Source organism: Streptomyces sp. NPDC001153, from assembly GCF_053598315.1.
Genome location: NZ_JBSFJZ010000007.1, coordinates 30,018 through 56,727 on the forward strand (window position 1 = coordinate 30,018; position 26,710 = coordinate 56,727).

A 26,710-nucleotide genomic window follows, 5' to 3' on the forward strand; every position below is an offset into this window, starting at 1 on the left:
TTGTTTTTTTTTTGTTTTCTCTTTCTTCATGACCCCTCTTCCGTCGGGGGGGGGGGGGCGGGCCGCCCCCCCCCCCCCCGCCGGAAATCCGCTGAACCCGCGGAGCGTTACGCGTCGACCTTCTCCATGATCTCGTCGCTCACGTCGAAGTTGGCGAAGACGTTCTGCACGTCGTCGCTGTCCTCGAGCGCGTCGATGAGCTTGAAGATCTTCCTCGCGCCCTCCTCGTCCAGCTCGACCTGGACGGACGGCACGAAGCTGGACTCGGCGGAGTCGTAGTCGATGCCGGACTCCTGGAGGGCGGTGCGGACCGCGACCAGGTCGGTGGCCTCGCTGATGACCTCGAAGGTCTCGCCGAGGTCGTTGACCTCCTCGGCGCCCGCGTCCAGGACGGCGCCGAGGACGTCGTCCTCGGTCAGCTCACCCTTGGGGACGATGACGACGCCCTTGCGGCTGAACATGTACGACACCGAGCCCGGGTCGGCCATGGAGCCGCCGTTGCGGGTCATGGCGACGCGGACGTCGGAGGCGGCGCGGTTGCGGTTGTCGGTGAGGCACTCGATGAGCACCGCGACACCGTTCGGGCCGTAGCCCTCGTACATGATCGTCTCGTAGTCGGCGCCGCCGGCCTCGAGACCGCCACCCCGCTTGATCGCGGAGTCGATGTTCTTGTTCGGGACCGACTGCTTCTTGGCCTTCTGGACGGCGTCGTAGAGCGTCGGGTTGCCGTCGAGGTCCACGCCGCCCATCCGCGCCGCGACCTCGATGTTCTTGATCAGCTTCGCGAAGAGCTTGCCGCGCTTGGCATCGATCACGGCCTTCTTGTGCTTCGTCGTGGCCCATTTAGAGTGGCCGGACATCTGCCTGTCTCCTTCGCGTAACCAATCTCTGTACGAACGTCAGAGATCCTACAAGGACTCCGGGGCCCGGTTGGCGCGCACCATGTCGACGAACAGGGAGTGCACACGGTGGTCGCCGGTCAGTTCCGGATGGAACGACGTGGCGAGCACATGGCCCTGACGGACGGCGACGATGTGGCCGTCGTGCTCGGCGAGCACCTCGGCCCCGGCACCCACGGACTCCACCCAGGGGGCGCGGATGAAGACGCCCTCCACAGGATCGCCCGTGATGCCCTTCACGTCGACCGCGGCCTCGAACGACTCGTTCTGCCGGCCGAAGGCGTTGCGGCGCACGATCATGTCGATGCCGCCAATTGTCTCCTGGCCCGAGCGCGGGTCGAGGATCTTGTCGGCGAGCATGATCATGCCCGCGCAGGTGCCGTAGACGGGCATGCCGTTGGCCACGCGCGTGCGAAGGGGCTCCATCACGCCGAAGAGGATGGCCAGCTTGGAGATGGTGGTGGACTCGCCGCCGGGCAGGACGAGGCCGTCGACCTCGGCGAGTTCCTCGGGGCGCCGCACCGGCCTGGCCACGGCGTCGGCCGCGGCCAGGGCGATGAGGTGCTCCCGTACGTCGCCCTGGAGGGCCAGGACGCCTATGACGGGTGCGTCAGTCATGTGTTTCGTGCAGTCCTCTGGGGGTGAGAGTTACCAGCCGCGGTTCGCGTAGCGCTCGGACTCGGGGAGGATGTCGCAGTTGATGCCGACCATGGCCTCGCCGAGGTTGCGGGACGCGTCCGCGATGATCTTCGGGTCGTCGTAGAAGGTGGTGGCCTTCACGATGGCGGCGGCACGCTTGGCCGGGTCGCCGGACTTGAAGATGCCGGAGCCGACGAACACGCCCTCGGCGCCGAGCTGACGCATCAGGGCCGCGTCGGCCGGGGTGGCCACGCCGCCGGCGGAGAAGAGGACCACCGGGAGCTTGCCCAGCTCGGCGACCTCCTTGACCAGCTCGTACGGGGCGCGCAGCTCCTTGGCGGCGGCGTACAGCTCGTGGTTGTCGAAGCCGCGCAAGCGGGCGATCTCGTTCTTGATCTGACGCAGGTGGCGGACGGCCTCCACGACGTTGCCGGTGCCGGCCTCGCCCTTGGAGCGGATCATCGCGGCGCCCTCGGCGATGCGGCGCAGGGCCTCGCCCAGGTTGGTGGCACCGCACACGAACGGGGTGGTGAAGGCCCACTTGTCGGAGTGGTTGACCTCGTCGGCCGGGGTGAGGACCTCGGACTCGTCGATGTAGTCGACACCGAGGGCCTGCAGCACCTGGGCCTCGACGAAGTGGCCGATGCGGGACTTGGCCATGACCGGGATCGAGACGGCGTTGATGATGCCCTCGATCATGTCCGGGTCGGACATACGGGCCACGCCGCCGTCCTTGCGGATGTCGGCCGGGACCCGCTCCAGGGCCATGACCGCGACGGCGCCCGCGTCCTCGGCGATCTTCGCCTGCTCCGGCGTGACGACGTCCATGATCACGCCGCCCTTGAGCTGCTCGGCCATGCCACGCTTCACGCGCGCGGTGCCGGTCTCGGGAGCCTGGTTCTCGATGGTGGACACGGGTGACCTCACTGAAGTGAAAGAAGGTTTCTCTGCAGCATCGAGGAAACGGGAGTGGACCAGGCCACAGCAAGGGCCAATGGCAAGCCGGTGGATCCTTTTCGTCCAGGGAGGGTTCTCCCGGGATTCAGGAGGCCCGCTCCACCAGGGCCGCGGGGGGCTCGTCGTCCATCTCGAAGGCCAGGGGGAACGGGGCGTGACCGGCCAGCCGGAACCAGCGGACCTTGCGGTGCTCGCGGAGCCTGCGGGCGGCCCCCACGGCGTCGTTGTGGAAGCGGCGGGCCATGGGGACCCTTCGGACGGCCTCGGCCAGCTCACGGGCCGCCTCCTCACCGCCCGGGGCCTCCCGTACGGCCTCCACCTGATCCGGATCCCCGAAGACCGCGCGCAGCGCCTGGCTCAGCTCGCTCTCGGCGACCTCCCGCTGCTCCTCCTCGGCCTGCCGGGCGGCGTGCGCGGCCTCGTACAGCACGATCGAGGCGGCCGGGTCCAGCACGCCCGAGGTGGCCAGCTCCTGCGCGACGGAGGCCCGGCGCAGCAACTGCGCGTCGAGCGCGGCCCGTGCGGCGTCCATCCGCACGTGCAGCCGGTCCAACCGCCCGGCCGTCCAGCTCAGGTACACGCCGATCGCGACGAGTGCGACGAGGATCCAGATGAGGGTTGCGGTCACGCCGGAAGGCTATCGGCTGCGCGAACCGGCCCCTCACGGCGATCCCAGACCGGCTCCGGCCGCCCTTGGGGCAACTCGGCCCGCCCGCCGCACCGGCCCGGCCCGTGCCGAGGCCGCCCTGCGCCCGAAGTGACCCGGGGGCGCCGGCCGTCGGGCCGAACACACCCCGGCAGTCGTGCGCCTGAACGCCGAAGCGAACCGCACAGAGCCACCATCCCGAGCCGGCCCACCCCCCGCCCGCGGCCTCCGTCCCGGGCCAAGTCCGCCCCGAGACCGCACAGCCTCAGCCCCCGACCGGCCCCGGCCCGTGCCGAGGCCGCCCTACGCCCGAAGTGACCCGGGGGCGCCGGCCGTCGGGCCGAACACACCCCGGCTGTCCTGCGCCTGAACGCCGAAGCGAACCGCACAGAGCCACCATCCCGAGCCGGCCCACCCCCCGCCCGCGGCCTCCGTCCCGGGCCAAGTCCGCCCCGAGACCGCACAGCCTCAGCCCCCGACCGGCCCCGGCCCGTGCCGAGGCCGCCCTGCGCCCGAAGTGACGCGGGGGCGCCGGCCGTGGGGGCCGAACACACCCCGGCTGTCCTGCGCCTGAACGCCGAAGCGAACCACGCAGAGCCACCATCCCGAGCCGGCCCACCCCCCGCCCGCGGCCTCCATCCCGGGCCAAGTCCGCCCCGAGACCGCACAGCCTCAGCCCCCGACCGGCCCCGGCCCGTGGGCGCAGCCTCAGTCCCGGGCCAGGCCGAAGCGTGCCCTGAGTCCTGTCGTGCGCTCGTCCGCCGCGACCGCTGCCGCGCCGGCCGTCACCGTCTCGTAGACGGACAGGATGTCCGCGCCGACCGTGGACCAGTCGAAGCGCCGTACGTGGGCGCTGCCGTGTTCGCGCAGTTCGGTGCGGCGTTCCGGGTCCGCCAGGAGTCGCACGGCGGCCTCGGCGAGCGCGTCGGCGTCCTCGTTGGCGAAGACCTCGCCCGCGGCGCCCTGGTCGAGAACCTGCACGAAGGCGTCCAGGCCGGAGGCGAGCACGGGGGCGCCGGCCGACATCGCCTCGACGAGGATGATGCCGAAGCTCTCGCCGCCCGTGTTGGGGGCGACGTACAGGTCGACGCTGCGCAGGAGGCGCGCCTTGTCCTCGTCGCTGATCATGCCGAGGAACTCCACGCGCGCGCGCAGCTCCTTCGGGAGGTCCTCCACCGCCGCCTCCTCGTCGCCGCGGCCCGCGACCAGCAGGCGGGTCTGCGGGCGGGCGGCCAGGATCTTCGGAAGGGCCTTCATGAGGACCGGCAGGCCCTTGCGGGGCTCGTCGATACGGCCGATGAAGCCGATGGTGTCGCCCTGCCACTCCGGCTTGGGCTCGGCCTTGGCGAAGAAGTCCACGTCGACACCGTTGGGGATGACCACCGCGTCCCCGCCGAGGTGCTCGACCAGCGTCCGGCGGGCGTACTCGCTGACCGCGATCCGGGCGCTGATCTTCTCCAGGGCCGCCTGCAGGATGGAGTACGCGGCGATCATCGCGCGCGAGCGGGGGTTGGAGGTGTGGAAGGTGGCCACGATCGGGCCGGAGGCCGCCCAGCAGGTCAGCAGGCCCAGCGAGGGCGAGGTCGGCTCGTGGATGTGGACCACGTCGAAGGCGCCCTCGTGCAGCCAGCGCCGTACCCGCGCGGCCGACAGGAAACCGAAGTTCAGGCGGGCCACCGAGCCGTTGTACGGCACCGGGACGGCGCGGCCGGCCGAGACGACGTACGGCGGCAGCGGGGTGTCGTCGTCGGCCGGGGCGAGCACGGAGACGTCGTGGCCGAGGCGGAGGAAGTACTCGGCGAGGTCGCGGATGTGGAACTGGACGCCGCCGGGCACGTCCCAGGAGTACGGGCAGACGATCCCGATTCTCACGAGGGTCCCTTCGCGGGGTCGAGGTCGGCGAGCCACAGCCGCTGCAGCATGTGCCAGTCCTCCGGATGGTCGGCGATCCCGGTGGCGAAGGCGTCGGCCAGCGCCTGTGTCATGACAGACGTCTTCTCGGCCCGGGTGCCTGACTCGGGTACCTCGATCGGCGGGTGCACGCGGCCCTGCATGACGGGCGAGTCGTCGTACCAGAGCGTGACCGGGAGCAGCAGCGCGCCGGTCTGCTGGGCGAGCAGGGCCGGGCCCGCGGGCATCCGGGTCTTCTCACCGAAGAAGTCGACCTCGACGCCGGAGGCGGACAGGTCCCGGTCGGCGACCAGGCAGACCAGGCCGCCGTCGCGCAGCCTGCGGGCCAGGGTGCCGAACGCGGAGCCGCCGCTGTGCGGCAGGACCTCCATGCCGAGGCCCTGGCGGTAGGCGACGAAACGGTCGTACAGCGTCTCGGGCTTCAGCCGCTCGGCGACCGTCGTGAACGGCGTCTCCAGCTTGGTGGTGACCCAGGCGCCCGCGAGGTCGTAGTTGGCCATGTGCGGCAGCGCGAGGATCAGGCCCTCGGGGGCGGCCAGCCCGTCGGTCAGGAAATGTATGTCCTTGGGGTCGAAGCCCGACTTCACACGCTCCCGGCTCCAGGCGGGCAGCCGGAAGGACTCCATCCAGTAGCGCAGGTACGAGCGCATGCCCGCGCGGGACAGTTCGCGCAGGCGCTCGGGGCCGGCGTCGGGCAGCACGCGCGCGTAGTTCGACTCCAGGCGCCGCACGCCCTTGCCGCGCTGCTTCCAGGCGAGGTCGGCGATGGTCTGCCCGAGACGGACCGCGACGGGTTCGGGGAGCTTCTTGACGGTGCTCCAGCCGAGCCCGTACAGCCCGTCGGTGAGCCGTTCGGCGGCGCTCACTTCGCGGCCTCGCTGGGGCTCTGCCGGGCCGCGGCGGCCTCCGCCTCGGCGGACTCGCGGCGGACGGTGACGACCCGTTGGATCAGCGTGACGAGACTGCCGACGGCGACGATCCACAGGGCGATCGGCAGCAGCCACTGGATGCCCGGCACACCGAACTTGTGCAGGCCCGCGAGACCGGCCGCGACGAGCGAGATCACCAGCCGTTCGGCGCGTTCGACGAGGCCGTTGACGGCGACCGGCAGCCCGATGGACTCGCCGCGTGCCTTGGTGTACGACACCACCTGCCCGCTGGCCAGGCAGAAGATCGAGACGGCGCACAGGGCGTTGTTGTCGCCGTTGCCCGCGTACCAGAGCGCGAAGCCGCCGAAGATCGCGCCGTCGGCGACCCGGTCCAGGGTGGAGTCCAGGAAGGCGCCCCAGCGGCTGGAGCGGCCCAGCTGGCGGGCCATGTTGCCGTCGACCAGGTCGGAGAAGACGAACAGGGTGATCACGACCGTGCCCCAGAAGAACTCGCCCCGGGGGTAGAAGACCAGCGCACCCGCGACCACACCGGCCGTGCCGATGAGCGTGACCGTGTCGGGGCTCACCCCCCGCCGGATGAGAAACGCGGCGAACGGTGTGAGGACACGCGTGAAGAATGCACGCGCGTACTTGTTCAGCATGGCCTTCCCGACGGTCGGTGTCGCCGCGGCCCTGGTGGCCTCCGGCTGGCCCATCGTAGCCACGCGCGCGCGTACGTGGCGGGCGGGCACCCGCGGCCCGTGGCGCGGGCCGGTGTGCGCCGCCGTGCGCGGGGCGCGCGCGGCGCGATCGGCGGCCGCGGCTGTCGTTCGTATGGACGCAGCGTGACGGGAGTGGAAAGCTCGAATAACCGCGGGCGTCGCCGGAGCCGCCAGTGCACGCGGGTCCCGCGTGTCCGCGCCCACAGTGACCTCACCGTGCACGGGAGGCAGGATCATGGGCGACAAGACTCAGACACACCACCCCGGGGCCGCCGGCAGGGCTCTGGAGGCCGACCAGCCCGCATCCGTACGGAACGTGGTGCTGGTCGGCCACTCCGGTTCGGGCAAGACGACTCTGGTGGAGGCCCTCGCGCTGACTGCGGGGGCGGTGAACCGGGCGGGCCGCGTGGAGGACGGCGGCACCGTCTCGGACTACGACGAGATCGAGCACCGGCAGCAGCGCTCCGTACAGCTCTCCCTGGTGCCGGTCGAATGGGACGGCATCAAGATCAACGTGCTCGACACCCCCGGGTACGCCGACTTCGTCGGGGAGCTCAGGGCCGGGCTGCGCGCCGCGGACGCGGCCCTCTTCGTCGTCTCGGCCTCGGACGGCGTGGACGGCTCCACCCGGATGGTCTGGGAGGAGTGCGCGGCCGTCGGCATGCCGCGCGCGATCGTGATCACGCACCTGGAGGCGGCGCGCGCCGACTTCGAGGAGATGACCCGGATCTGCGCGGAGGCCTTCGGCGGGGACGACCCCGATGCCGTACTGCCGCTGTATCTGCCGCTGCGCGGCCCCGAGGGTCCCGACGGGCACGCGCCCGTGACCGGGCTGGTCGGGCTGCTGTCGCAGAAGCTGTTCGACTACTCGACGGGCGAGCGCAAGGACTTCGAGCCCGGCGAGGACCAGCTGCCGGACATCGAGGACGCCCGCAACCGGCTCATCGAGGGGATCATCGCCGAGAGCGAGGACGAGACCCTCATGGACCGCTATCTCGGCGGCGAACAGGTCGACGTCGGAACGCTGATCCAGGACCTGGAGCGGGCCGTCGCCCGGGGCTCGTTCTTCCCGGTCCTGGCCGCCGCCCCGGCCGCCGAGGGCGCCAAACAGGGGCTCGGTACGGTCGAGTTGCTGGAGCTGATCACGGGCGGGTTCCCGACCCCGTTCGAGCACCCGCTGCCCGAGGTGACGACCCTCGACGGCAAGTCGCGCGAGCTGAAGCCCTGCGACACCGACGGTCCGCTGGTCGCCGAGGTCGTCAAGACCTCCTCCGACCCCTACGTAGGCCGCGTCTCGCTGGTCCGCATCTTCTCCGGCACCCTGCGCCCCGACCAGACGGTGCACGTCTCCGGGCACGGGCTGGCCGACCGCGGCCACGAGGACCACGACGTCGACGAGAAGGTCGGCGCCCTGTCCATGCCCTTCGGCAAGCAGCAGCGGCCGGTGACGCACGCCGTCGCCGGTGACCTGGTGTGCGTGGCCAAGCTCGGCCGGGCCGAGACCGGGGACACGCTCTCCGCCAAGGACGAGCCGCTGCTGATGGAGCCCTGGCGGATGCCCGACCCGCTGCTGCCGCTCGCCATCCAGGCGCACAGCAAGGCCGACGAGGACAAGCTCTCGCAGGGCCTGTCCCGGCTGGTGGCCGAGGACCCGACCATGCGTCTGGAGCAGAACCAGGACACCCACCAGGTGGTTCTGTGGTGCCTGGGCGAGGCCCACGCGGACGTCGCCCTGGAACGGCTGCGCAGCCGCTACGGCGTCCAGGTCGACGTCGTCCCGCACAAGGTCTCCCTGAGGGAGACGTTCGCGAACAAGGCCACCGGGCGCGGGCGGCATGTGAAGCAGTCCGGCGGGCACGGGCAGTACGCCATCTGCGAGATCGAGGTGGAGCCGCTGCCGGGCGGCTCGGGCATCGAGTTCGTGGACAAGGTCGTCGGCGGCGCCGTACCGCGGCAGTTCATCCCGTCCGTGGAGAAGGGCGTACGGGCCCAGGCCGCCAAGGGCGTCGCCGCCGGATATCCGCTCGTGGACGTGCGGGTCACGCTGCTGGACGGCAAGGCGCACTCGGTGGACTCCTCCGACGCCGCCTTCCAGACCGCGGGCGCGCTCGCGCTGCGCGAGGCCGCGGCCGACACGAGGATCCATCTGCTGGAGCCGGTGGCCGAGGTGTCCGTGCTGGTCGGCGACGACTACGTGGGCGCCGTCATGAGCGACCTGTCCAGCCGGCGCGGCCGGGTGCTCGGCACCGAACAGGTGGGTTCCGGGCGGACCCTGATCAGGGCCGAGGTCCCCGAGTTCGAGATCGGCCGGTACGCCGTCGACCTGCGCTCGCTGTCGCACGGCACGGCGCGGTTCGACCGCGCCTACGCCCGGCACGAGCCGATGCCGCCGCAGATCGCCGAAAGGATCCGCGAACAGGCAGGTGAGAACGGGTAGTTCAGCACCCGCGAGCCGGGTGCGCGGGCGGGCGGCTTCGGCCGTCCGCCCGCGGGTTGTCGGTGGCGGCGGATACGCTGATCACCTGATCGCGTCGTGCCGCAGTCGTCCGGTTGTGACGGGTAATCGACGCGACGGCCTGTTCAACAGGTGTGCGGAGCGAGGAAGTCGGGAAGGCCGCAGAGGCGACACCGGCGGCGATGGGGGCGGGAATGTCGTTGGGAACGGAGTGGGACGGACCCCAGGTGCCCGTCTCGGGCGACGAGGGGCAGGCGGCGACCTCCGCGCTGGCCTCGGCGGCGTACCGGGACAGCCCGATGGAGGAGATCAAGAAGGCCGACAACGAGTGGCACGAGTCGACCCTCAACCCCGGCAGGATCGCACTGCTGCGGCCCAACCTCGGTGAGGCGTTCTCGCGGGCCGTGATCGCCCGGATGCTCGCTCCCGGCCGCAAGCCGCTCATCCAGTCCTTCGGCACCGAGCCCCAGTTCGTCGTCGAGCACTGCCTCGCGGCCAACAACATCCGCCGGGAGCGCGACAACCGCCTGACCGCCGTGACGGTGCTGTGCGGAGTGCTCTTCCTGCCCGGGCTGATCGCCTGGCTGCTCGTCTTCCAGCTGCGCACGTTCGTCGCCACGCGCGAGGACAAACGGGCGGGTGCGCTCGCCACCGCCCTGCTCCTGGGTGTCAGCGTGCTCGCCGCGCTGTTCCTGATCAAGATGCCGTTCACCGGCTTCTGGGCGTGGTACGCCCGGGCGTGCGTGGTGCTCCCCGTGCTGGGCTGGTTCTGGGCCAAGCGGATCTGCGAGCGCACGGCCAATGATCTGCGGGCCCGCTGGGACGGCCTGCTCTCGGGCACCAGCGTCGGCGCCAAGGTCCCCGAGGCCGTGCCGCGCGGCCCCAACCAGACCGCGGCCGAGGAGCTGCGCCAGTCGCTGGCCCGGCTCACCGCCGAGCAGCAGTCCAACGCGGTCTTCTACGCCGGCCCCAAGGGCATACTCGGCATGGGCACCCGCTGGGGCGCCTGGCAGCTCGCCGAGGACCTCGTGCCCGCCGACCCGACCCGGGAGATCCACCCCTTCCGCAGCTGGGACGTCATACGCGCGATCCACGACCAGCTCGCCCTGCTGGAGCGCGGCCCGCTGAACACCGGCGGCTTCCCCAAGCCGTCCATCAAGCACTGGATCGTCACGCCGATCGGCGAGAAGGCCACGGCGGTGTCCCGGCCCGAGGGCACCGATGTCGAGGCGTTCCAGGTCAAGCCGCACGCGATACAGGAGATCTGCAACAAGCAGCAGTTCGGCAGCGGCGACCGGCACTACCTGGGCGTGCAGTGGACGCTGTGGGACGGCCAGCTGGTCCTCACCATGCTGATCACGGTGACGGTGCTGCACGAGACGCTGCGCATCGAGGTGACCGGGCACGCGCTGGGACCGGTGAACCCGCTGTTCACCTCCAAGCCGGAGCCGCCGAGCAAGGAGGTCGCCAAGTCCCTCAAGCCCTGGGAGACCAGGAAGATCATGCTGCCGCTGGTCACCGCGGACGAGGTGGTACGGCTCGCCTCGCGCGCCCCGCTGGCCTGGTACCCCCCGCTGCTGAACTGGCTCGGCGGCTCGCTCGTCCTGCCCGAGCCGTTCGGTCTGCGGCACGCCTGGGCCGACCAGCCCTGGCGGCACCGCTTCATGGCCGACGACGCGCTGCGCGCGGCCACGCCGGTGCTGCGGGTGGTGCACTCGGCGGCGATCAGGGTGCTGGAGGAGAACGGCGTGGACACGGAGAAGTTCGGCACGCGTTCGACCTTCCTCAGCGGACAGGTCCAGGACCCGACACCGAGGAAGGCGGATCTGTACGACGCGTAGGCCTCCGGCGGGCTTGGCCGGGTGCGAGTGGGGCTTCCGGCGGTTCGGCCGGTGCGGGTGCGGGTGCGCGGTGGGTTGCGGTCCCTGGGGGCTGCCGCCCCCGGACCCCCGCTCGGGCCGTGGACGGCCTCGTCCTCACACGCCGGACCGGCTGGTCGCCGTCGGCCGGCACGGACGGATCAGGCCGCCGGCCAGGCCTCCGCCAGCATCTTCCTGGTGTCGGCCAGGAGCTGCGGCAGCACCTTGGTGTGGCCGACCACCGGCATGAAGTTCGTGTCGCCGCCCCAGCGCGGGACGATGTGCTGGTGCAGGTGGGCGGCGATGCCGGCGCCCGCCACCGTGCCCTGGTTCATGCCGATGTTGAAGCCGTGCGCGCCGGACGCGGTGCGCAGGGCCGTCATCGCCTGCTTGGTCAGCTCGGCGAGCTCCGCGGTCTCCGGGCCGGTCAGGTCCGTGTAGTCGGCGACATGGCGGTACGGGACCGTCATCAGATGGCCGCCGTTGTACGGATAGAGGTTGAGCACGGCGTACACGTGCTCACCGCGCCGGACGATCAGTCCGTCCTCGTCGGACTTGGCCGGGATCGTGCAGAAGGGACAGCCGTCGTCGGCCCCCGGGCCGGTCGGCTTGTTCTCGCCCTGGATGTAGGCCATCCGGTGGGGCGTCCACAGGCGCTGGAACGCGTCCTGCGTCCCCACTCCGATCTGCTGCTCCGGCTCACTCGTCATGCTAGGCAGCATATGGCTTCGCCCGTTCGCGGCGTGTCGCCGGGGCGGCAGGAGAAAGGTCACCGGCCAAGCTTGGCCGGTGGACGACGACAGCCGTCGGGCGCTCTGGGAGCAGCGCACCGAGATCCCCCTCTTCCTGGCGTCGCTGGTCTTCCTGGCCGCGTATGCCACCCATGTCCTGGCTCCGGGCCTGCCCGACTTCTGGCACACCGTGTGCAAGCTGGTGATGCTGGCCCTCTGGGTGCTGTTCGCCGCGGACTACGGGGTGCGCTGGCGGCTCAGCGGGCAGGGGCTGCGCTTCGTCCCCACGCACATGCTGCACACGGCGGTGGTCGTGCTGCCGCTGCTGCGCCCGCTGCGGATCGTTCCGCTGTACGACGCGGTGCAGCGCAAGGCCGGACAGCCCCGGCTCTCGCTGCACGCACGGGTGATCTCCTACGCCGGCCTGTCCACCCTGCTGCTCGGCTTCTCCGGTGCTCTCGCGGTCTACCAGGCGGAGCGCGGAGCCCCCGACGCCACCATGCGCACGTTCGGGGACGCCGTGTGGTGGGCCGCGTCGACCCTCACCACGGTCGGCTACGGCGACATCACCCCGGTCACCCCGATGGGCCGGACGATCGCCATCGGGATGATGATCGGCGGCCTCGCCCTGCTCGGCGCGGTGACGGGCTCGTTCTCGTCCTGGCTGATGCAGACCTTCACCCGCGAGGGAGACGAAAGGCCCCCGGGACGCTGAACCTCCCGGGGGCCTTCGTACGGAGCGGGCGCCGGATCAGACCTGGGCCCGCTCCTGAACGACCTGCGCGATCTTCGCGATGGCCTCGTCGAACGGGATGCCGTTCTCCTGGGAGCCGTCGCGGAAGCGGAAGGACACCGAGCCGTTCGACATGTCCTCGTCGCCCGCGATGACCATGAAGGGCACCTTCTGCTTCTGGGCGTTGCGGATCTTCTTCTGCATGCGGTCCGAGGAGGAGTCCACCTCGACGCGCAGGCCCTTCTTCCGGGCCGCGGCGGCGAACTTCTCCAGGTACTCCACGTGCGCGTCGCCGATCGGGATGCCGAGCGCCTGGACCGGGGCCAGCCAGGCCGGGAAGGCGCCCGCGTAGTGCTCGAGCAGGACGGCGAAGAACCGCTCGATGGAGCCGAACAGCGCGCGGTGGATCATGACCGGGCGCTGCTTGGAGCCGTCGGGGCCCGTGTACTCCAGGTTGAACCGCTCGGGCAGGTTGAAGTCGAGCTGGATGGTCGACATCTGCCAGGTCCGGCCGATCGCGTCCTTGGCCTGGACGGAGATCTTCGGGCCGTAGAAGGCGGCGCCGCCCGGATCCGGGACGAGGGGCAGGCCCTGCTTCTCGGCGACCTGGCGCAGCGTCTCGGTCGCCTCCTCCCAGACCTCGTCGGAGCCGACGAACTTCTCCGGGTCCTTGGTGGACAGCTCCAGGTAGAAGTCGGTCAGGCCGTAGTCACGCAGCAGGCCGAGGACGAAGGTGAGCGTCTTGTCCAGCTCCTCGGACATCTGCTCACGGGTGCAGTAGATGTGCGCGTCGTCCTGCGTGAAGCCGCGGGCGCGGGTCAGACCGTGCACGACGCCCGACTTCTCGTACCGGTACACGGTCCCGAACTCGAAGAGGCGCAGCGGCAGTTCGCGGTAGGAGCGGCCGCGCGCGTCGAAGATCAGGTTGTGCATCGGGCAGTTCATGGGCTTGAGGTAGTAGTCCACGCCCTCGTCGAGCTGCATGGGCGGGTACATGCCCTCGGCGTACCAGTCCAGGTGCCCGGACGTCTCGAAGAGCTTCCCCTTCGTGGCGTGCGGGGTGTAGACGAACTCGTAGCCCTCTTCCTCGTGGCGGCGCCGCGAGTAGTCCTCCATGACCCGGCGGATGATCCCGCCCCTGGGGTGGAAGACGGCGAGGCCGGAGCCGATCTGCTCCGGGATGGAGAAGAGGTCCAGCTCGGTGCCGAGCTTGCGGTGGTCGCGCTTCTCGGCCTCGGCGAGGAAGTCCAGGTACCCCTTCAGCTCGTCCTTGGACGGCCAGGCGGTGCCGTAGATGCGCTGCAGCATCGGGTTCTTCTCGCTGCCGCGCCAGTAGGCGGCCGCGTTGCGCATCAGCTTGAACGCCGGGATGAAGCGGGTCGAGGGCAGGTGCGGACCGCGGCAGAGGTCCTTCCAGCACAGCTCGCCGGTCTTGGCGTCCAGGTTGTCGTAGATCGTCAGCTCACCGGCGCCGACCTCGACGTCCGCGCCGTCGTCGTGCGACGCCGAGCCCTTGAGGCCGATCAGCTCCAGCTTGTACGGCTCGGCGGCCAGCTCCTCACGGGCGGCCTCGTCGGTGACGACACGGCGGGCGAAGCGCTGCCCCCGCTTCTGGATCTCCTGCATCTTCTTCTCGATGGCCTTGAGATCCTCGGGCGTGAACGGCTTCTCGACGTCGAAGTCGTAGTAGAAGCCGTCCTTGACGGGCGGGCCGATGCCCAGCTTGGCCTCGGGGAACAGCTCCTGCACGGCCTGCGCCATGACGTGCGCGGTGGAGTGGCGCAGGATGTTCAGGCCGTCCTCGGACGAGATCTCGACGCCTTCGACGGTCTCGCCGTCCCTGACCTCGTAGGCGAGGTCCTTCAGCTCGCCCCCGACACGCGCGGCGATGATCGAGCGCTCGCCCGCGAAGAGGTCGGCGGCCGTAGTGCCCGTCGTCACCACGCGTTCTTCCCGCTCGGAATCGCGTTGGATGATCACACGGACGTCTGACACCGGTCTCTCCTGACTGAAGGTGGGGTGCGGCGCCATACCAGGAGCGCGCGCACAGGCGATCGTACCGACCCCACCGCGCCGACCGCGAAACGGTCACCCACAGTTCCCTGTCCGACACTCCTCAGTCCTCGTCCCCGTACGCCTCCCCGCACGCCTCCTCGAAGAAGTCGAGGTTCTCCTGCAGGGACTTCATGAGCCGGTCCCGCTCGCCCTCGTCCACCTGCACGGGTACGACCCCGGAGGCGCCGGTGAGCCGGCGGAAGCCACCCCGGCGCTCCAGCCGGCCGTGCACCCGTACCGGGAGTCCCACGAGGTGGGCGTGGCCGGCGATGCGGTAGTCCTCCTCGTCCAGGGTGACGCGGACGTGCGTGACATCGGCGCCGGCGAGGACGCGCAGCCGCACGGTGCCCTCGCCCTCGGGCCCGGAGCGGCGCATGCGGACGACGGCGCCGGTGACGCGGACCGGCACGGAGGGTTCCTCGCGCAGATAGCGGGCGGCGGCCTCGCGCAGCACGGGCAGGTCGCCGGGTGAGAACTCGACGGGTTCGGCGGAGGCGGCGCAGCCCTCGGGGACGCCGGCGCCGGGCGCCCAGGCGACAGCGATCCGGGCGCCCTCGGTGCCCCGGACGAGCGCGGCCAGCGCCTCGGTGAGTTCACGGCTGACGCCGGCCTCGACCGCGCCGTCGAAGGCGTCCATGCCGCCGGTGGCCCGCTGGTAGTCGACGGCCTCGCGGGCGGCGTACAGGGCCTGGTGCAGGCGGACGGCGAGTGGGCGGCCGGTGGGCACGGGCACGAAGGCGGTGAGGTGCCGGCCCTCGGCGGCGGGCCCGACGAGGACGTCCTGGAGCAGCGCGGCGGCGGAGCGGCGGTGGCGGGCGCCGTGGTAGCCGGCACGCGCGCGTGTGGCGAGCGCGGCGGCGAGCAGCATCTGCCGTGCGGCGCCGCGCAGTTGCTCGTCGGCCGTCCAGGGCGCGGCGCCGACGGGTCCGCTCGGGGCGTCGCGCCACCAGCGGATCTCGTCGCTGGGCACGGCGAGGGAGATCAGCACCTCGCGGGCGGCGGGCGTCGCGCTGCGGGCGAGGGCGTCGAGGGCCTCGCCGAGCAGGTCGTCGCTGTCGGGGAAGGCGCGGCTCTCGGGCACCAGCAGGCTGGTCCCGCCGGCGCCCGGTCCCGGCGGGGTCCAGCGGCCGTAGCGCCCGGGGGCTCCGCCGCGCCGCTGCCAGCCGTGCCGCTGCAGCAGGGCGCCGAGCACGGCGGGGTCGACCTCGGCGGCCTCCGGGGGCCGGTTCCAGGAGAGGTCGTCGGGATGCGGCCGGACCTGGCGCGGCAGCTCCTCGTACGGACGGCTCCTCATGGCCTGCCTCCCGTCCCGACCCGCGTCATGATCTCGCAGAGCGCCCGGTCGTCGAAGATGCGTGTGGTCGGTATCCGCACGGTGGTCCGGTGCCGGCCGGTGATGGGGTGGCCGGCGAGGTTGACCCAGTAGCAGCAGTGCCTGAGGTCGAGCCGGTCGTGGCTGGCGCGCAGCCAGTCGTCCTGCGAGCGCGGGACGAGCATGACGACCAGGATCTTGTGCACCGAGACGGGTGTGCGGGCGAGCTTGCGCAGATGGTCGTTGTCGAGGGTGAAGGAGAAGGAGCGCCCCGGCGGGTTCGGCGCGACCTGGTAGGTGGCCTTCAGCTGCACCTTGATGGTGACCTCGTCGTCGACGGTGTGTCCGGGTGCGCTGTGGCTGACGTGCCAGTCGATGCCGTTGTCCGGGAAGGGCTGGGACAGCGAGCAGCCGGCCGCGGCGGCGACCGCGTGCAAGTAGCCGACCTGCAGTGTCTCCATGCAGGCGGTGGTGGCGAGCGTGCCGCGGACGGTGCCCGGGCGATCGGGCAGCAGCCCGCCCCGCTCGGGCTGCGCTATGGCCATGACCAACAGCCTTCCAGGCAATGAATGTCCCCACTGCGGGCCGCTGAACTGCAAAGACCCGTACTCCTGTTGTCTCCTCCCGGCGTACGGCGCAAACGGCCCGGGTATCACCAAACGGGCAGAAGACGGAACGTCACCTGCCCTGGGTGAACGAGGAGTTGGGTTGGGATGACGTACTGGTACGAGGGGCCGCTGGCCGCCTTCGACACGGAGACGACGGGCGTGGACGTCGAGACCGACCGGATCGTGTCGGCCGCCGTCGTCGTCCAGGACGCGCCGGGCACCCGGCCCCGGGTCACCCGCTGGCTGGTGAACCCGGGCGTCCCGGTGCCCGAGGAGGCCACGGCGGTGCACGGGCTGACGGAGGAGCACCTGCAGTGCAACGGCCGCTGGCCGGCGCCGGTGATGTACGAGATAGCCGAGCAGCTGGCGGAGCACGCGGCGATGGGCCGCCCGCTGGTGGTGATGAACGCGCCCTTCGATCTCACGTTGCTGGACCGGGAGTTGCGCCGGCACCGGGCGTCCTCGCTGGACCGCTGGTTCGAGGCGACCCCGCTGCGTGTGCTGGACCCGAGGGTGCTGGACAAGCATCTGGACCGCTACCGCAAGGGCCGCCGCACCCTGACCGACCTGTGTGACCACTACGGCGTGACGCTGCAGGAGGCGCATGACGCCGCGGCGGACGCGCTGGCCGCGCTGGACGTCGTACGGGCCCTGGGCCGCCGTTTCGCGACCCGTCTCGAGCGCCTTACCCCGGCCGAGTTGCACACCCTCCAGACGGGCTGGCACGCGGCACAGGCCCGCGGGCTGCAGGCGTGGTTCGCGCGCAGCGGCTCGGAGGAGATCGTCAGCACGGACTGGCCACTCAGGCCGGAGCTGCCGGCGGCGGCGTGAGCCCGCTCAGCACGCAGAAAGCCGGTCCGCTGCTGCGGACCGGCCTCTCCCGGTGGGCGATACTGGGTTCGAACCAGTGACCTCTTCGGTGTGAACGAAGCGCTCTCCCACTGAGCTAATCGCCCGGGAACGCACTGAACAATACAGGTGCGGGCGCCGATCCTTCAAACCGCTTGGAGGCGGCGCAGCAGCCCGCGCCGTCCGGACCGCATCATCAGGCGGTGGTTGGCGCGGAAGACCGGGCGGCCGGGTACGGCGAGCCGGCGCAGCAGCGGCTTGTGCACGACCACTTCCTGGTCGTAACGGGCCAGGGTCCCGGCACCCTCCGCGGTGACCGTCCAACGCACCCAGCCCTCGAGGTCACCGGACAGGGTGACCTCCAGCACACCGGCGTCCGGGTCGCGGCGGCTCTGCCGTGCGGTGACGGTCATGTCGTACGGCAGGAGGGAGCGGACGGTGATCACCCCGGTGTCGGCGTCCAGCCTGGTCACCGAGCGGACCTGCGGCCACCAGCCCGGATAGTCCTCGGGCCGCTCCAGCAGCGCGTACACGACGGCCGGCGGGGCGGGCAGGGACCACAGGCTGCGGAAGCGGTAGTGGGTCCAGTCCATGGCGGGAGTCTGCCCCGGCGGGGCACGGGATGTGAGTACGCGTACTCATGCGCCGCGCCGTGCGCCGGGACAGACTCGGTGGGCGAGCGCCGCCGCCCGTGCGACGGCGCTCCCCCAGCTGTGGGCTAGGGCATCCTGTCGCCGAGCAGTGCCAGGTTCTCGATGGCCGCGAGCCCGTAGAGCGCGGTGACGTTGCTGGACACCCAGCTCGCCTCGCTGCCCTCGACCAGGGTGACGGGGCCGGTCAGCTTCTCGGTCTTCCACGGCGAGGACTCGCTGTAGCCGTCGGAGCCGTAGAACTTGGTCCAGGCGCGTCCGGCGAGCGTCGCGTCACCGGTCTGTACGGCGGCGTAGGCGTCGAGGCGCGAGTGACCCTGGAAGAGCAGCAGGGTGCCGAAGTCGGAGCCGTAGCGGGCCTTCTGTTCGGCCTTGGTGGCGTTGAAGTAGCGGCAGTGGTCCAGGTAGGCCGTCTGGAACGCGGGCATGTCGACCAGGTGGATCAGCTCGGCGCACAGCTCGTTGAGGCCGAAGACCGCCGAGAGGTGGGAGACCGACACGCCCGGCTTGCCGGCGACGGCGAACGTGCCCGTGTCGAGGTCGTACAGCCCGCCGCCCTGGACGAATCCGTTGGGCTGGGCGGCGATGCCCTCCATCGTGGACAGCACGCGCGCCCTGGCCTTCTCCCACTTCGGCCCCATGCGCTCCCACTCGGTCAGCCAGGCCGACACCAGGCCGCTCCAGTCCGTGCCGAAGCCGATCGACAGGGCGTGCCGGTCGGGGGTGTAGGGGTCGGTGCGGACCTTGCGCTGGGGGTCGAGGACGAGGAAGGTCTCGTCGGAGTCGACGTTGGCGTGCATGAGGTCGCCCACGCGCTCGTCGGCGGTGAGGAAGTAGTAGAAGCGCCGGTAGGTGGTGTTGGCGATGCGCTGCTGTTTGGCGCTGTCCCCGAAGTGCTGCACGCCGTGCCGGGTGCCGAGGCCGGCCCACTTGCCGAGGTGCTCCTGAGGTACGCGTACCAGAGCCACAGGTCGGGCGAGAGCTCGGAGTTGTCCCAGGCGTAGCCGCCGACGTCGTACCGCCACTGGTGGCGCATGCGCGATCTCCTTGTTCACCTCGTCGGTCGGTTTGTACGCCGCGTACTGCTCGGTACTGGCGAGGATGCCCCGGTCGTATCCCATGATCCTGCCCACCTCGGGGTCGTGGACCATGAAGTCGATGAACTGGGCGACCTCCTTGGGATGGGGGGTGTGGGCGGAGGCGCTGAGCATCAGGGAGGCGAGGTACTGCCCGGTGTGCTGGCCGTCCGTGGTGGGGATGGGCGCGAGGCCGTAGGTGCTGTTGCCTTCCGCGGAGTAGCGGACGGTGACGTTGTCCCAGGGGAACTCCGAGGCGCCGTGGCCGGCCGAGAGCGAGGACTTGGGCGTGTCCTGCTGGACGACCTTCGGGTCGGTGACGATGCCCGCCTTGACGCGGTTGCAGCCGTCGGCCCACCACTCCGTCAGATCGGCCTTGTCGAAGCCGAGTCCGTCCTTGGCGAAGAAGGCCTTGCCGTTCTGGCGGAGATAGAGGTCGTACAGGTACATGATGGCGAAGTAGCCGGTGTCCCCGGGGACCTTCGTCCTGCCGTGGATGGCCTTCAGGGCCTTGAAGTAGTCGTCCCAGGTCCATCCCGGGTGCGGCTCGACACCGGCCTTCTGGAACACCTTCTTGTCGACGGCGAGCGCCATGGTGTTGGAGCCGACGGGAATTCCGAGCTGCTTTCCGTCGACCTCGCCGACCTTCGTCACGCCCTCGCGGAAGTGATCCAGGGTCAGATTACCTGCCTGCACCTGAGACTTGAGGTCGAGGAGAATTCCTCGTTTGTCGTACTTCCGAAGAAAGGTGACGGCATTTTGGAAAACGTCCGGGGGATTTCCGCCGGCGGCCTGGGTCTGGAACTTCTCCCAGAAGGACGCATACGTCTGGAAGTCGGTCTTGACCTTGATCTTCGGGTACTTCTTCTCGAAGAGGGCGATGGTTTGGTTGATCTTCTTGGCCCGCTCCTCGGCGCCCCACCATGAGTAACGGATCGTCACCGTCCCGCCCCCGGAACCGCTTCCGCCACCGCACCCGCTCGTCGCGGCGAGCCCCAGCGCTGCCGCCGAGGCCCCGGCCGCCTTCAGGATCGTACGCCTCGCAAGATTCCTGCTGGTTCCCATGGTTCATGAATCGTTTCAAGTAAGCGCTTGCTGGCACAAGTTACGGAGGGGCCCGGGGTGCGTCAATGATGCGGACGGGAATTTCTTGTGAGCGGTGCTGGTCCCGAGCCGGCCTGTCGGCCGTTCCCGCAGGTGAGCCGCGTATGACCGACAATCCGAACACCGGGGCAGGACTGGCGGGATTCAGCTGGGCAGGGCGGCGAACCAGTCGATCAAGATGCGGTCCGTCTCCTCCGGGCGCTCCTGCTGGACGAAGTGGCCGCAGCCGTCGAGGACGTGCGCGCCCAGCAGGCCGGGCAGGGTCTCGGGGTACGCCTCGATGACGTCGGCCGGCCACGCGAGCGAGGCGTCCGGGCGCCGCCGATGAACAGCGAGGGCTGCGTGATCGGGGCACCCTCGTGTCCGGCCAGGTCCGCCCGGTCCCGGTCCATGGTCCGGTACCGCTTCGACGCCCCGGTCATCCCGGCCGCTCGAACTCGCCGGCCGGGAAATCGAGGTCGCCCTCGCCCAGCCAGACCGGCGGCGGCCGACGGGGAAGCGTTCGCGCAGGGTGCCGCCGCGGCCGACGAAGTGCGGGTCGGGGGGGGCGCCCGGCGCGGGCATGATGCCGGCGGACACGGCGGCGTGGAAGCCCGCGAGCCGGCCGCGCAGTCGGGCTCGATCTCCGCCTTGACCCGGCCCGGCCCGGCCCGGCTGCTGGAAGTACGAGACCCATAACTCCGCCTCTTCGCCCATCCGCGCGTAGACCTCGCTGGGCCGCGCGCCGCCGGGCCGGGTGCACCGCACGCCGAGCAGCGCCGGGGCCCGGAACACATCGGGGCTGGTCAGGGCGGAGGTGGCGGGCGATGATGGCGCCCCAGTCGTGCCCGACGGCCACTGCGGACCCCCTCCCCCAGGGCCTCCACCACGGCGACGTTGTCCGCGACCAGTTCGAGCATCCGGTAGGCGTCCACGGCCACCGGCCTGGACGAACGGCCGTAGCCCCGGACCTCGACGGCCACGGCGCGGCAACCGGCGGCGGCCAGGGCCGGCAACTGGTGCCGCCAGGAGTACCAGGACTCCGGGTGGGGGTGGGGGTGGGGGTGGGGGTGGTGCTGGAGGCGGGGTCGTGTTGGGGGAGGAGTGGTGCGGGTGGTGTTGGCGGCGCGGCGAGGGGTCTTGGGCGCGGCCGTGGGGACTTTTGGCGCGGTCTCGGGTGGCATGGGGCTCCTGGGCGCTGGTGGCTTGCCGGTTCGGCAAAAGGGCGGCCTGCTCGCGCGACCTCCACACGAGGAAGCGCGCAGGTGGCGGGGCGGGGCGGGCTTCTCCACGGGCAGCGCCAACGCGCAGGGCGGATGCGACCGCGGCCCGGGCAGGGGGGCTCGGCGACTCGGGGACCGGCCGGCCTGGACCTGCGCCGATCGCCAACCTCGGCGGAGGCGAGGGAGCCGGTGCTCGCCCCCGGAGTCGGTGCTCACGCCCGGCGTCGGAGCAGGGGCCCCAAGCCAACGCGGGCACCTGGCCTCGGGACAAGGGGCCCAGGAGTCAGCGCTCACACCCAGAGCCGGGGCAGGAGGCCGGAGCCAGCACTCGCACCCGAAGCCGCAGCAGGAGCCCTGAAGCCAACGCAGGCATCTGACCTCGGGACAGGAGGCCCGGAGCCAGCGCTCATGCCCGGAGTCGAAGCGCGACCGCGACCTGGAGCCGGTGCTCCCCCGGAGTCGGTACGCCAGGCGCAAAAGCCTGCGCTCGGTGTCGAGGTCCAAGCAGAAGAGCCAGATCAGCTGCCCCTCCCCGAAGTCCGCGCAGGAGACCCAGATCAGCTGCCCCGCCCTCGAAGTCCCGCAGGAGACCCGGACCCCTTGCTCGCCGGAGCGTTGGCCGACCGGGCTGCGCCGAGCCGGTTCGGGCACGCATACGCCGACGGCCCACCTGCTCTTTCGCAGGTGGGCCGTCGGTCCGGGTGGGCGATACTGGGTTCGAACCAGTGACCTCTTCGGTGTGAACGAAGCGCTCTCCCACTGAGCTAATCGCCCGGGCGCAGGAAGAACATTACCCCATGTCAGGCGGTGCTTCCGACCACGGGCCGGGGCGGCGAGGCGACCGGGCGGCGCAGCCGGGTCACTGATCCTTGGCCTTCCACGGCATGACGAGGCCGAACCTCGACAGGTAGATCCCGGCGAGCCCGGCCACGATCACGAGCCCGATCACGGTCAGCGTGATGTTGCGGCGGCGGACCTGGGGATCGAGGGCCCGCTGGGCGGCCTCGGTGACCTTGCGCCTGGTCCAGCGGAGCACGAGCTGCGCCCAGACGAACTCGGTCGCCCAGATCGCCATGCCGCCGAAGATCACCACCCAGCCGGGTCCCGGCAGCGGCAGCATGATGATCCCCGCGACGACGACCGCGAGGCCGACCAGGAAGACACCGACCTGCCAGCTCAGGTGCAGCAGTCTACGGGCCTTGATGAATTCCGGCGCCCGGGAGCCGAGCCCGTCACCCGTCCCGCGTCCGGTCTGCCCGACTTTCCGCCGTTCCGTCCTCGCCTTGTCCGCCGTCACGACGACCTCGCCCGGCTCGTCACTCCCCGTATTCATACAGACAAACCCTACCGGAGTGAATCCAGTCACCGGAATGGTCGTAGATCTCGTACGAGTTCTCGGCCGGAAGAGTTACGTAAAGACACGCAAAACCCTCAGAGGGGTTTACAACGGCATCGTAGGTGGCATGTCGATTTCGCCGACGTGCGAATCCCCGAGCGCACACTGAGCGAAAGGCCCTGGCGCTTATGAACACCACGGTCAGCTGCGAGCTGCACCTGCGCCTCGTTGTGTCGAGCGAGTCCTCCCTGCCTGTCCCCGCAGGCCTGCGGTACGACACGGGCGACCCCTACGCCGTGCACGCCACCTTCCACACCGGAGCCGAGGAGACCGTCGAGTGGGTGTTCGCCCGCGACCTCCTCGCCGAGGGGCTCCACCGGCCCACCGGGACCGGCGACGTCCGTGTCTGGCCGTCGCGCAGCCATGGTCAGGGCGTCGTGTGCATCGCCCTCAGCTCCCCGGAGGGGGAGGCCCTGCTCGAGGCCCCGGCGCGGGCCCTGGAGTCCTTCCTGAAGCGAACAGACGCCGCCGTGCCCCCCGGCACGGAACACCGGCACTTCGATCTGGATCAGGAGCTCTCGCACATCCTGGCGGAGAGCTAGGTCGCGGCCGAAAGCAGCCCGGCGCCGTCCACTCGGGGAGACGGCTCGGGCCAAGACAACCGCATACGGCACAGCCCGGCGCCGTCACCGTGAGCGATTCACGTGGACGGCGCCGGCCTGTTCGCCCCATTCCGCCACCGGCATGACCCGCGCACGCCGCCGTGCGCGGGAACCACCGCGGGTGCGGAGGCGTTCTACCGGCAACCGAGGTCGGGCGGAGGCCGGTGCGGTGGGCGGGTTGTCGCTACCATCGGCCAGCATCGGCGGGCGTCCGCCCGACCCTCAGGCCAGGGAGCGAAACGTGCTGATCACCCACGACACCCGGTGCGCCCTCGACACCGTGGTGGATCTGGTGAACACCGCGCCGGAGGACGATGCGGCGGCCGACGGACTGCCCGATGTCCCGGCTCTCGCGGATTTCGTACGAAACCACGAGATCAGCGATGTCGGTGTGCTGTCGGAGTTCGATCTCTCGGCGGTCCGCAGGGTCCGGGGGCGCTTCGCGGCGATCTTCGCCGCGCCGGACGCCCGTTCCGCCGCCGGGCTGATCAACGAACTGGTCGCCGCGGCGGGCACCACCCCGCGCCTGACGGACCACGACGGCTACGACTGGCACGTGCACTACTTCGCACCCGGCGCCTCCGTGGCCGACCATCTCGCCGCCGACTGCGGAATGGCGCTCGCCTTCTTCGTGGTGGCCGGGGAGCGGGAGCGACTGCGGCGCTGCGAGGCACCGGACTGCCGACGCGCCTTCGTCGACCTCTCCCGCAACCGCTCGCGGCGCTACTGCGACAGCCGCACCTGCGGCAACCGACTGCACGTGGCCGCGTACCGGGCCCGCCGCAAGGAAGCGACGGGCTGACCTTCCCGCGGACCGGCCGGCAGCGAAGATCAGGAGGGGGCGACGTCCGTCCCGGCGGGTGGCGCCGGAACGGACGTGTACGGCTCACAGCAACAGCAGGTCGTGCAGCGCAGCCGTGAGGAGCAGACACCCGATCACCGCAAGGAAGATCATCAGCGGTGGCTGGGATAGGGCGAAGAGGCACCCGCGCGGCTCGTCCTTCGGCGGCGCGGCCTCGCTCTGTCTCGTGTCCAGCATCTCGCCGCAGATCATGGCCTACGAAAGGCCCCGTGCGCGATCAACCCACCCGCGAGATGCGGGAGTTGCCGTATATCGCGCCGTCTCGTCCGACTTGCTTCGGGTTGTGAACGGTTCCGGACGTCCGCGCGGCGTTCTGTGTCGTTTCAGTCCGAGGGGTCGGTCCGGGACCGAGCAGCGACGGCGGACAGGACGGCACCCCGGCGGCCTGTGGCTCTCATATGCCGTGCTTCTTGAGAATGGCCTCGATGTCGCTGAAGTCGTCGCTGGAGCCGGTGGCGCGCGGAGCGGTGGCGGAGCCGGTCGCAGGCCGGGTGCCCGGGCCCAGGGAAGGCGCGGAGGCCCCGGGGGCCACGGCCTCGGCCCGGTCGCCGCGGGCCGCCTTGCGCTCGGCGCGGGTGCCGCCGCGTCGGCGTTCGACCGCCCGGGTGCCCGCGAACAGGAGCCAGGCCGCGCCCAGCACCCCGAAGCCCGCCCAGGCGGTGGGGCTGAAGGCGGTGTCGGCGAGCCAGCCCACGACCCCGGTCATCACCAGGCCGACCGGCACCAGCGAGTAGGCCGCGATGCGGGTCGCCGCGAGGAAACGCTTGCGGTAGGCCGTGACCACCGCGATGCCCAGGCCCGCCGCGGACACGGCGGAGCAGACGGTCTCGGCAATCATCCGGTCCTCCTGGCGGGCTCGGTCGGGTGGCAGGGACTTTCGGCGGACGCGGCACACCGGCAGGGCGCCGCCTCCGTCCCCTCCATCCTGCACCGCCCCGTCCTCCCGATGCCATGCCCCCACGGGACATCAGGGACATCTCCGGGTCGCCTCCTACGGGAGTGCCGTACTGGAATGCCGGTGCGAGGCCGTGGAGTCCCAGTGCGAGGCCGTGGGGCCGTGCAGTCCCGAGCCGCACCGTCCCGGTTGGGCCGCCCGCGTCCGGCCTGGGAGACTGGTCGCATGAGCGACTCCTCCCCCGCACGCACCGATGCCCTGGTCCTCGACGTCTGGTGCGAACTGCAGTGCCCCGACTGCCGCACCGCCCTGGACGACGTCCGCGCCCTGCGCGCCCGCTACGGCAACCGGCTGGAGCTGCGGCTGCGGCACTTCCCGCTGGAGAAGCACAAGCACGCCTTCGCCGCCGCCCAGGCCGCCGAGGAGGCGCTGGCGCAGGGCAAGGGGTGGCCGTACGTGGAGGCCGTGCTGGCGCGGGTCGAGGAGCTGGACCGCAAGGGTGAGCCCTTCCTGGTCGAGGTGGCCCGTGAACTCGGCCTGGACGACGAGGAGTTCGACACCGCGCTGATCGACGGCCGGCACATCCTGATCGTGGACGCCGACCAGGCCGAGGGCAAGGCGATCGGGGTGACCGGCACCCCGACGTACGTCATCGGCGGCGAACGCCTCGACGGCGGCAAGAGCCAGGAGGGGCTGCGCGCGCGCATCGAGGAGATCGCCGACCGGTTGCTGGGCGGCCAGGGCGCCTGAGCCCTGCGGCCCGAGCCCTACAGCAGGGGCTTGGCGAGGGCGTGGACCACCGTTTCGTAGCCGAGTGACTCGTACAGCCGCTCTGCCGGGGTGTTGCCGGCGAAGACGTTGAGTCCGAGGACCGTCCGCTCGGCCTCTGTCGCCTGGCGCTCCGCCAGGAGCATGAGCGTACGGCCGTGCCCCCGGCCGCGATGGGCGTCGTCCGTCTTCACGTCGAACACGAACGCCTTGTCGCCCTGGAGGGCCACCCAGAGGGTACCCACCTGCACTCCTTCGTGCTCCAGGACGCTGAACAGCATGCCCTCCGTGTGGAGCCCGTGCGGCAACAGTTTCGCGTGACCCTCCCGGACTCGGGCGCGGGTGGCGGCCTCCGGGAGTCCCAGCTCGATCCACACGCGGGCGTAGTGCTCGCTCTCGTACGCCCGCCAGACCTCGAACTCGGCCTCGGTCATGGACCGCGCCCGGCTGCCCGGCGGCAGTTCGGGCGGGGTGGTGCCGAGCCGCTTCTCCATGCCGCGGTTGCGCGGGGTGTAGCCGAGGGCGCCGAACAGCCGCAGGGCGATGTCGGCAGAGGCGGGGACGAGGGTCTCGATCTGTGTGCAGCCCCAGCCGCGCGCGACCTCCTCGGCGGCGAGCGCGGCCACCGTGCCCCGGCCGCGCCGCCGGTCCGGCTCGGCGATCCGCAGGTCGATGACGCGTGCCACGGAGTCGCCGAGGGACGGCGAGGTGCCGAGGTGTATCTCGCCGACGGGGCGGCTGTTCACGCACACCTGGTAGCGGCGCGAACGGGTGCCGTCGGCGTTGTGCTGGAGCGGCTCGGTCGGCCGCAGGGTCGTGGTCATCACCGGTGTTCTACCCGCGGCCGGCCGTCGAGTTCAGCCTGTTTTCCGGTACCGGGCGTCGGGCCCCGCAGGCCCGGCTCAGGGGT

General features: G+C 71.1%; 23 protein-coding genes, 2 tRNA genes and 3 pseudogenes. 7 read left to right on the plus strand and 21 right to left on the minus strand.

Annotated elements, in window-relative coordinates:
- Window positions 1-107 precede the first annotated feature (107 nt).
- The 7 genes from ACWDEN_RS09875 to pgsA all read right to left on the minus strand — a co-directional run bounded on the left by ACWDEN_RS09875 (window position 108) and on the right by pgsA (window position 6,637).
- Window positions 108-860, minus strand: coding sequence for a YebC/PmpR family DNA-binding transcriptional regulator (locus tag ACWDEN_RS09875; protein WP_351616099.1), 753 nt, complete (start codon window positions 858-860; stop codon window positions 108-110).
- A 48-nt stretch (window positions 861-908) separates the two neighbouring features.
- The gene (pdxT, locus tag ACWDEN_RS09880) at window positions 909-1,517 is read right to left on the minus strand and encodes a pyridoxal 5'-phosphate synthase glutaminase subunit PdxT (RefSeq protein WP_351616102.1); all 609 of its coding nucleotides are present in this window, start codon (window positions 1,515-1,517) and stop codon (window positions 909-911) included.
- 30 nt (window positions 1,518-1,547) lie between these two features.
- Window positions 1,548-2,453, minus strand: a complete 906-nt coding sequence (gene pdxS / locus ACWDEN_RS09885) for a pyridoxal 5'-phosphate synthase lyase subunit PdxS (RefSeq protein WP_351616105.1) — start codon at window positions 2,451-2,453, stop codon at window positions 1,548-1,550.
- A 127-nt stretch (window positions 2,454-2,580) separates the two neighbouring features.
- Window positions 2,581-3,123 carry a LemA family protein gene (locus ACWDEN_RS09890; protein ID WP_351616108.1) on the minus strand — a complete coding sequence of 181 codons (543 nt, stop codon included), beginning with the start codon at window positions 3,121-3,123 and terminating at the stop codon, window positions 2,581-2,583.
- Between the two features lie 726 nt (window positions 3,124-3,849).
- Entirely contained in the window at window positions 3,850-5,013 is a 1,164-nt protein-coding gene (locus ACWDEN_RS09895; protein WP_351616110.1) for a glycosyltransferase family 4 protein, read from the minus strand.
- Window positions 5,010-5,918, minus strand: coding sequence for a phosphatidylinositol mannoside acyltransferase (locus ACWDEN_RS09900; protein WP_351616113.1), 909 nt, complete (start codon window positions 5,916-5,918; stop codon window positions 5,010-5,012). Before ACWDEN_RS09900 ends, ACWDEN_RS09895 begins: the two co-directional genes overlap by 4 nt.
- Window positions 5,915-6,637, minus strand: a complete 723-nt coding sequence (gene pgsA, locus ACWDEN_RS09905) for a phosphatidylinositol phosphate synthase (protein WP_351616123.1) — start codon at window positions 6,635-6,637, stop codon at window positions 5,915-5,917. The genes ACWDEN_RS09900 and pgsA overlap by 4 nt, the downstream gene beginning before the upstream one ends.
- A 241-nt stretch (window positions 6,638-6,878) precedes the next feature.
- On the opposite strand from pgsA, the gene ACWDEN_RS09910 reads away from it, so the two are divergent.
- Together ACWDEN_RS09910 and ACWDEN_RS09915 are read left to right on the plus strand one after the other, a co-directional pair.
- Complete coding sequence (locus tag ACWDEN_RS09910; protein WP_351619953.1) at window positions 6,879-9,080, plus strand: elongation factor G-like protein EF-G2; 2,202 nt, start codon at window positions 6,879-6,881, stop codon at window positions 9,078-9,080.
- Window positions 9,081-9,292: 212 nt separating this feature from the next.
- Window positions 9,293-10,939 carry a hypothetical protein gene (locus ACWDEN_RS09915; protein ID WP_351619950.1) on the plus strand — a complete coding sequence of 549 codons (1,647 nt, stop codon included), beginning with the start codon at window positions 9,293-9,295 and terminating at the stop codon, window positions 10,937-10,939.
- Window positions 10,940-11,118: 179 nt separating this feature from the next.
- On the opposite strand, the gene ACWDEN_RS09920 is transcribed toward ACWDEN_RS09915, so the two are convergent.
- Window positions 11,119-11,679, minus strand: coding sequence for an HIT family protein (locus tag ACWDEN_RS09920; protein WP_351619947.1), 561 nt, complete (start codon window positions 11,677-11,679; stop codon window positions 11,119-11,121).
- 67 nt (window positions 11,680-11,746) lie between these two features.
- On the opposite strand from ACWDEN_RS09920, the gene ACWDEN_RS09925 reads away from it, so the two are divergent.
- Window positions 11,747-12,403, plus strand: coding sequence for a potassium channel family protein (locus ACWDEN_RS09925; protein ID WP_351619944.1), 657 nt, complete (start codon window positions 11,747-11,749; stop codon window positions 12,401-12,403).
- A gap of 36 nt (window positions 12,404-12,439) precedes the next feature.
- Here ACWDEN_RS09925 and thrS read toward each other — a convergent pair whose 3' ends face one another.
- From thrS to ACWDEN_RS09940, 3 genes are all read right to left on the minus strand, one after another.
- Window positions 12,440-14,416: a threonine--tRNA ligase gene (gene thrS / locus ACWDEN_RS09930; RefSeq protein ID WP_351619941.1), complete on the minus strand. Its 1,977-nt coding sequence runs from the start codon at window positions 14,414-14,416 to the stop codon at window positions 12,440-12,442.
- Window positions 14,417-14,537: 121 nt separating this feature from the next.
- Window positions 14,538-15,770 carry a hypothetical protein gene (locus ACWDEN_RS09935; protein ID WP_351619939.1) on the minus strand — a complete coding sequence of 411 codons (1,233 nt, stop codon included), beginning with the start codon at window positions 15,768-15,770 and terminating at the stop codon, window positions 14,538-14,540.
- Window positions 15,767-16,333 (minus strand): DUF4365 domain-containing protein, encoded by a 567-nt coding sequence (locus ACWDEN_RS09940; protein WP_351619936.1) that lies wholly within the window; start codon window positions 16,331-16,333, stop codon window positions 15,767-15,769. The genes ACWDEN_RS09935 and ACWDEN_RS09940 overlap by 4 nt, the downstream gene beginning before the upstream one ends.
- Before the next feature lie 168 nt (window positions 16,334-16,501).
- Here ACWDEN_RS09940 and ACWDEN_RS09945 point away from each other — a divergent pair, with 168 nt between their 5' ends.
- Complete coding sequence (locus tag ACWDEN_RS09945) at window positions 16,502-17,227, plus strand: 3'-5' exonuclease (protein WP_351619933.1); 726 nt, start codon at window positions 16,502-16,504, stop codon at window positions 17,225-17,227.
- 53 nt (window positions 17,228-17,280) lie between these two features.
- On the opposite strand, the gene ACWDEN_RS09950 is transcribed toward ACWDEN_RS09945, so the two are convergent.
- The 7 genes and pseudogenes from ACWDEN_RS09950 to ACWDEN_RS09980 all read right to left on the minus strand — a co-directional run bounded on the left by ACWDEN_RS09950 (window position 17,281) and on the right by ACWDEN_RS09980 (window position 22,610).
- A tRNA-Val gene (locus ACWDEN_RS09950) sits at window positions 17,281-17,352 on the minus strand.
- A gap of 39 nt (window positions 17,353-17,391) precedes the next feature.
- A complete protein-coding gene (locus tag ACWDEN_RS09955; RefSeq protein ID WP_351619930.1) occupies window positions 17,392-17,838 on the minus strand; it encodes an SRPBCC family protein in 447 nt (148 codons plus the stop codon).
- 125 nt (window positions 17,839-17,963) lie between these two features.
- A pseudogene (locus ACWDEN_RS09960) lies at window positions 17,964-18,931 on the minus strand (exo-rhamnogalacturonan lyase family protein); the annotation flags it as partial.
- A 1-nt stretch (window position 18,932) separates the two neighbouring features.
- Window positions 18,933-20,036 (minus strand): annotated as a pseudogene (locus ACWDEN_RS09965) (ABC transporter substrate-binding protein); the annotation flags it as partial.
- Window positions 20,037-20,219: 183 nt separating this feature from the next.
- Window positions 20,220-21,238: pseudogene (locus tag ACWDEN_RS09970) on the minus strand (alpha/beta fold hydrolase).
- 741 nt (window positions 21,239-21,979) lie between these two features.
- A tRNA-Val gene (locus tag ACWDEN_RS09975) sits at window positions 21,980-22,051 on the minus strand.
- 85 nt (window positions 22,052-22,136) lie between these two features.
- The gene (locus ACWDEN_RS09980; RefSeq protein WP_351619927.1) at window positions 22,137-22,610 is read right to left on the minus strand and encodes a TIGR02611 family protein; all 474 of its coding nucleotides are present in this window, start codon (window positions 22,608-22,610) and stop codon (window positions 22,137-22,139) included.
- Window positions 22,611-22,801: 191 nt separating this feature from the next.
- Here ACWDEN_RS09980 and ACWDEN_RS09985 point away from each other — a divergent pair, with 191 nt between their 5' ends.
- Window positions 22,802-23,215, plus strand: a complete 414-nt coding sequence (locus ACWDEN_RS09985; RefSeq protein ID WP_166633628.1) for an SsgA family sporulation/cell division regulator — start codon at window positions 22,802-22,804, stop codon at window positions 23,213-23,215.
- 301 nt (window positions 23,216-23,516) lie between these two features.
- A complete protein-coding gene (locus ACWDEN_RS09990) occupies window positions 23,517-24,077 on the plus strand; it encodes a CGNR zinc finger domain-containing protein (RefSeq protein WP_351619923.1) in 561 nt (186 codons plus the stop codon).
- Between the two features lie 84 nt (window positions 24,078-24,161).
- Here the strand turns inward: ACWDEN_RS09990 and ACWDEN_RS09995 are convergent, their stop codons facing one another.
- Window positions 24,162-24,314 (minus strand): hypothetical protein, encoded by a 153-nt coding sequence (locus tag ACWDEN_RS09995; protein WP_450858292.1) that lies wholly within the window; start codon window positions 24,312-24,314, stop codon window positions 24,162-24,164.
- Window positions 24,315-24,531: 217 nt separating this feature from the next.
- The gene (locus tag ACWDEN_RS10000; protein ID WP_351619921.1) at window positions 24,532-24,975 is read right to left on the minus strand and encodes a hypothetical protein; all 444 of its coding nucleotides are present in this window, start codon (window positions 24,973-24,975) and stop codon (window positions 24,532-24,534) included.
- A gap of 282 nt (window positions 24,976-25,257) precedes the next feature.
- Between ACWDEN_RS10000 and ACWDEN_RS10005 the strand changes: the two genes are divergently transcribed.
- Complete coding sequence (locus tag ACWDEN_RS10005; protein ID WP_450858294.1) at window positions 25,258-25,782, plus strand: DsbA family protein; 525 nt, start codon at window positions 25,258-25,260, stop codon at window positions 25,780-25,782.
- A gap of 17 nt (window positions 25,783-25,799) precedes the next feature.
- Here ACWDEN_RS10005 and ACWDEN_RS10010 read toward each other — a convergent pair whose 3' ends face one another.
- Window positions 25,800-26,624, minus strand: a complete 825-nt coding sequence (locus tag ACWDEN_RS10010) for a GNAT family N-acetyltransferase (RefSeq protein WP_450858296.1) — start codon at window positions 26,622-26,624, stop codon at window positions 25,800-25,802.
- Window positions 26,625-26,710 lie beyond the last annotated feature (86 nt).

What these genes read in the sequence shown, in the direction of transcription:
- ACWDEN_RS09985 (WP_166633628.1), top strand. Translation starts at nt 22,802, where the DNA reads ATGAACACCACGGTCAGCTGCGAGCTGCACCTGCGCCTCGTTGTGTCG.
- pgsA (WP_351616123.1), bottom strand. Translation starts at nt 6,637, where the DNA reads ATGGGCCAGCCGGAGGCCACCAGGGCCGCGGCGACACCGACCGTCGGG.
- ACWDEN_RS09940 (WP_351619936.1), bottom strand. Translation starts at nt 16,333, where the DNA reads ATGGCCATAGCGCAGCCCGAGCGGGGCGGGCTGCTGCCCGATCGCCCG.
- ACWDEN_RS09935 (WP_351619939.1), bottom strand. Translation starts at nt 15,770, where the DNA reads ATGAGGAGCCGTCCGTACGAGGAGCTGCCGCGCCAGGTCCGGCCGCAT.
- ACWDEN_RS09920 (WP_351619947.1), bottom strand. Translation starts at nt 11,679, where the DNA reads ATGCTGCCTAGCATGACGAGTGAGCCGGAGCAGCAGATCGGAGTGGGG.
- ACWDEN_RS10000 (WP_351619921.1), bottom strand. Translation starts at nt 24,975, where the DNA reads ATGATTGCCGAGACCGTCTGCTCCGCCGTGTCCGCGGCGGGCCTGGGC.
- pdxT (WP_351616102.1), bottom strand. Translation starts at nt 1,517, where the DNA reads ATGACTGACGCACCCGTCATAGGCGTCCTGGCCCTCCAGGGCGACGTA.
- ACWDEN_RS09910 (WP_351619953.1), top strand. Translation starts at nt 6,879, where the DNA reads ATGGGCGACAAGACTCAGACACACCACCCCGGGGCCGCCGGCAGGGCT.
- ACWDEN_RS09995 (WP_450858292.1), bottom strand. Translation starts at nt 24,314, where the DNA reads ATGCTGGACACGAGACAGAGCGAGGCCGCGCCGCCGAAGGACGAGCCG.
- ACWDEN_RS09945 (WP_351619933.1), top strand. Translation starts at nt 16,502, where the DNA reads ATGACGTACTGGTACGAGGGGCCGCTGGCCGCCTTCGACACGGAGACG.
- ACWDEN_RS09875 (WP_351616099.1), bottom strand. Translation starts at nt 860, where the DNA reads ATGTCCGGCCACTCTAAATGGGCCACGACGAAGCACAAGAAGGCCGTG.
- ACWDEN_RS10010 (WP_450858296.1), bottom strand. Translation starts at nt 26,624, where the DNA reads ATGACCACGACCCTGCGGCCGACCGAGCCGCTCCAGCACAACGCCGAC.
- ACWDEN_RS09955 (WP_351619930.1), bottom strand. Translation starts at nt 17,838, where the DNA reads ATGGACTGGACCCACTACCGCTTCCGCAGCCTGTGGTCCCTGCCCGCC.
- ACWDEN_RS09915 (WP_351619950.1), top strand. Translation starts at nt 9,293, where the DNA reads ATGTCGTTGGGAACGGAGTGGGACGGACCCCAGGTGCCCGTCTCGGGC.
- ACWDEN_RS09980 (WP_351619927.1), bottom strand. Translation starts at nt 22,610, where the DNA reads ATGAATACGGGGAGTGACGAGCCGGGCGAGGTCGTCGTGACGGCGGAC.
- ACWDEN_RS10005 (WP_450858294.1), top strand. Translation starts at nt 25,258, where the DNA reads ATGAGCGACTCCTCCCCCGCACGCACCGATGCCCTGGTCCTCGACGTC.